Genomic DNA, 3,930 nt, shown 5'->3' on the forward strand with positions numbered 1-3,930 from the left:
AACTGGACGCCGGCTGGCGACGTCTGCCTCAACCCCGAGCGCGACGCCCGAGACCCGAAAATCAGAGACGCCGCCTGATCGGCACCGGACAACTTCTTTGACAATCACCGGCCACCACAGCCCTCGAAATTGGCCAAAGTCGAGCTTAGAACCCCAAGGCTGACCTGGTCATTGATCCGAGCCCCGTTCGGCAAGCGCGTCGCCGTGCGGACCATTGCTTGGTCCTCCCGCAGCGGTCAGCGGTCCCACCGCCCAACTCCGCCAGCGAGCCCGACCAAAGTTAACGGTATTGGGGCTAGCACTTAAAAACCATTCTTGCTGTATTCAACAGCTCCGATATCAATTGAACCCCCTTGCGGTCTCGGTGTTTCGTAAAAATCTAAATATAACTTCACTAATTTACTTCCTTTGTCTATCGCAGGACTCTGTGCACTCAATCGGTAGTTTCCCTGATCGGCGTCTATGAAAAGCGGATCACTATAGATATTCCGAACGTCATTGATGTTTCCTCCCTCACAAAATTTGGCCGCAACAATCAGGTTGTAATCCACAATAAAATCCTTGATTATAGCGCCATCAATAACAAATGCTGCGCCACTCGTTAAGATAATGTTGTTTCTGATCGTTAAGCTGAAAATTCTTGGAAATTGCAAAAAGAAGCCGGTAGGATTGGTTTCATATTTTGCGTTCCTATTGTCGATGGTGTTGTTAAATATCTGTATATTTGAGATCGCTCCAGTTGTGGGTCCCCAAGCAGGAAACCCAATGCCCATATAGAACGTATTGCGTATTATATTATTATAGATTTTAATATTTTTTAGAGTTGCGGAAACTTCGCTCGTAAGGGCGATACCCATAGAGGTATTATAAATAAGATTGCCGTGAATCTCAATATATTCTGTTACTCCTTCTTGATAAGCGTCGACGTAGATACCTTCGAGAGGAAGATCATGTACGATATTTTTGCTAATCACGCCATACTTTGAGCCGTTTTTTACATCTATTCCCTCGCACTTCTCAGGCCATACTTGAGTGTTCCAGACAACATTGTGGCTAATCTCGAAGTACGATGTACCGTTTACTGATAAACACTCCTGGGTGCCAGTTGTACGACCGTCTTGAACCTTATTGTCACGAACCACAACGTAGCTGGAATACCAGGAGCCAATGCCAGCGCTTGCCGTCTGAATCGTATGATTACGGTCAATCACGACATTCGACGCATTCTCAGCCAGTATACCAAACTGCGTCGAGTTACCACGAACATTCTTCACCGTAAATCCACTTACGCGCACATAGCTCGCATTAATCTCAATTGGCGCGGAATTTTCGGGCAACACTAAATTTATGGCGTCGATGATGGGAACTTCCCCAGGATAAGCTGCGAACAATATATATTTTCCGGCCTTTCCTGAATTGTTCTGCGAAAATTTAACAGTTTGGTTGTATGTGCCGCCTCTGACTAATATGACGCTTCCTGGCCTCGCTACATTTACGGCTTTTTGAAATGTGCGCAAGGGCGCAGACAGCGTACCAGGATTGAAATCGTCTCCGGTTGGGGAAACATAAAGATCGGCATGCTTTGAAACTACTTGTTCTGCCATGAAGGATTCGGGAAGGCGGTTAATTGCGATACTCATCGAAAAACCTGAGTAGCAATTACCTAAGAGAATTACAACAAAAATTACAGTTCCCTTTGCTGTTCTTTCAAAAAAATTACTTGGCAAAATACACACGAAAGCCTCCATTAGTGCTTTGTGAATTACTTATGATTGGAGTAGGCTGTTGCTGACTGCTTTGTGTCGCCGGCTAAACGGTTAATGTCCATCCGGGAACAAGCAGCCGATTCTTAGTGACTTACAATCAGACCGCGCGCGAACTCGCCGTAGTAGCCCATGACCGGCACGGGGACGCGCAGGTTCAGCCGCCGACGGCAAATGACTGATTCGACAAAGCCTGTTCTCGGATGGACACTTAGGCATTGGGGATAATCGCCTCTGATGTAACTCAGGCAGGCACCGACTCTGTGCACTGGTCGTTGTGTCACGGCACGGCACGGCGCGATAGCTGATTTGGAACGGCGGACAGACACCCGGTGTAGTTTTCGCAAGGTTTGGTACGCAGACTGCAGGTACCACTCGCCACCGCAAGCGACGAGACCGCAGATGCTGAAGCGCCCAGCATTCTGGCACTCCGTCGTCTGGCGGAACACCGGCTCCGCCAAGGTACAACGCTGACGGTAAATGGGGTGGCCGCGCTCGGTCCGTACCTGCGCTGCATGCGCCCCCCTTGGCACCGGCACATCGCGCAACTTGGCGCTCTGCTGGCACTCCTGTCGGGTGGCGTTAAGCAACTCGCATTTGCGGTATGGTTGGCAGCGTTGTCTTCTGACCAGGTGCCGGCGCCGGCGATCACTGCGCCGTACATGGCGTTCAGCGCTCATCAACCCGACGACTGCGGCCGGTATAATTTCGAACACCGGCTTGGGTTGGTGAGCATCGTTGGCTTTGGTACTCACCTGAGCGGCAAGGATGATCTGCTGCAGCATCACAACCGCTTGGACAAAATAGACTAGAACCCAACCCTGACGGGTATTCATGACGCCGCTCTCTGGCTCGACTTGGCTGGTGACCCGGTCGGGATCGATGGCCATGTCTGCGGGTTCGGGTCTGCGGCCGCGTCGCCGCTTGCCGGATCCTCAATCGCGCAGGCGTCGCTCTTCCCCTACTGCCGGGCCGTGACAGCGTCGGTTTACCTCTCCAACTTTATATGGTAACCGCGCAAACGTGCCGTACAATCTTCGGCGCAAACCAAACGCGCCGTCTATATGGCAACAAATGCCATCAGTGTAGGAGATGCCTGCACCTGCGTTCAAAGCGCTCGTGTCACCGTGTCCTTCTCCACAGGCCTGAGCAACGACAAGTCGCACCGCAGGTCCATCCAGCTTCAGAACTACTTGCATAGGACATTCAGCTACACCAGGGTGACGTCAAACGACCTGTTCCAGCCTAGGCCATACCACGTCAAAGCCAAGACAAGAAGGTATGAATCGAGGTAGTCAGACCGGATTGCTGGTTCTGGCCCGGCGAATTGTTTTGTTAAGAAAATGATTCTTCCGGCACTCTGACCTTTGGAGGAAGGTGTCATGGCTGAGAGTCCATCCGGGATCATATGGTTTACTGACATAGCCTTCGGAGCATGCGGCAGACGGCGGCCCGTCGCAGGAAGGTAAGCGCGCGGCGGTTCAAGCGCTTCCAATCCTTGGCTAATCGTCGGCAGCGGTTGAGCCAGGCGATGGTGCGCTCGACCACCGCCTGTACAATCTTGCCAGTTGGGGGCGTTGCTGCCAGCGGGACCGGGCGGAGTGGGAGCGCTGCCGCCCGGCGGCGGGACGCGGACAACCACTTCGATGTCGTCGCCATTAATCTCGGTTCGGCACAGCAGCGTTCGTATTATGTCCCGTGCGCCGAGCCAGTCGAGGGTATGAAGCCCAGCGCGCACCTTGGTTGCGAAGTCCTCTAGCTGACTGGTAACCAGGGTCAACTCCCGTTTGGCCTTGCCCCGCTTTCACGGACAGTGTTACGCGGCTGAAGCGGCCGCATGGAACGCCGCCACCTTCTGCTCTGGTGTGAGATAGCCCAGGGCCGAATGCAAGCGACGTCGATTGTACCAGCCCTTCAGGAACTGGAATACGTCAGCCCTGGCGTCATCGCGCGTCAGGTAGTCGCGTTGCTCGACGAGCTCGCCCTTCAGCGTGGCGTAGAAGCTCTCCATCGGCGCATTGTCCCAGCAATCACCCTTGCGGCTCATGGAGCAGCGGATGCCATGCTGCCGCAACCGCTTGCGATACTCATGGGCCGCAAATTGCACCCCGCGGTCCGAGTGATGGGTGAGGCCCGGCGCGGGACGCTGACGCGCGATGGCCATGTC

At 53.5% G+C, this 3,930-nt stretch carries 3 protein-coding genes and 1 pseudogene; 1 reads left to right on the top strand and 3 read right to left on the bottom strand.

The features are described from left to right. Positions 1-302 precede the first annotated feature (302 nt). The gene (locus E2C06_RS35695) at positions 303-1,736 is read right to left on the bottom strand and encodes a right-handed parallel beta-helix repeat-containing protein (protein WP_165982899.1); all 1,434 of its coding nucleotides are present in this window, start codon (positions 1,734-1,736) and stop codon (positions 303-305) included. A 512-nt stretch (positions 1,737-2,248) separates the two neighbouring features. Between E2C06_RS35695 and E2C06_RS35700 the strand changes: the two genes are divergently transcribed. Continuing rightward, complete coding sequence (locus E2C06_RS35700) at positions 2,249-2,575, top strand: hypothetical protein (protein WP_133293281.1); 327 nt, start codon at positions 2,249-2,251, stop codon at positions 2,573-2,575. 601 nt (positions 2,576-3,176) lie between these two features. On the opposite strand, the pseudogene E2C06_RS38270 reads toward E2C06_RS35700, so the two are convergent. Further along, a pseudogene (locus E2C06_RS38270) lies at positions 3,177-3,311 on the bottom strand (IS5/IS1182 family transposase); the annotation flags it as partial. A gap of 268 nt (positions 3,312-3,579) precedes the next feature. Continuing rightward, the coding region (locus E2C06_RS35710; RefSeq protein ID WP_165982901.1) for an integrase core domain-containing protein at positions 3,580-3,930 on the bottom strand (351 nt) is incomplete at its 5' end.

Origin of the sequence: Dankookia rubra (assembly GCF_004355005.1) — a bacterium.
GTDB classification, from domain to species: domain Bacteria; phylum Pseudomonadota; class Alphaproteobacteria; order Acetobacterales; family Acetobacteraceae; genus Paracraurococcus; species Paracraurococcus ruber_A.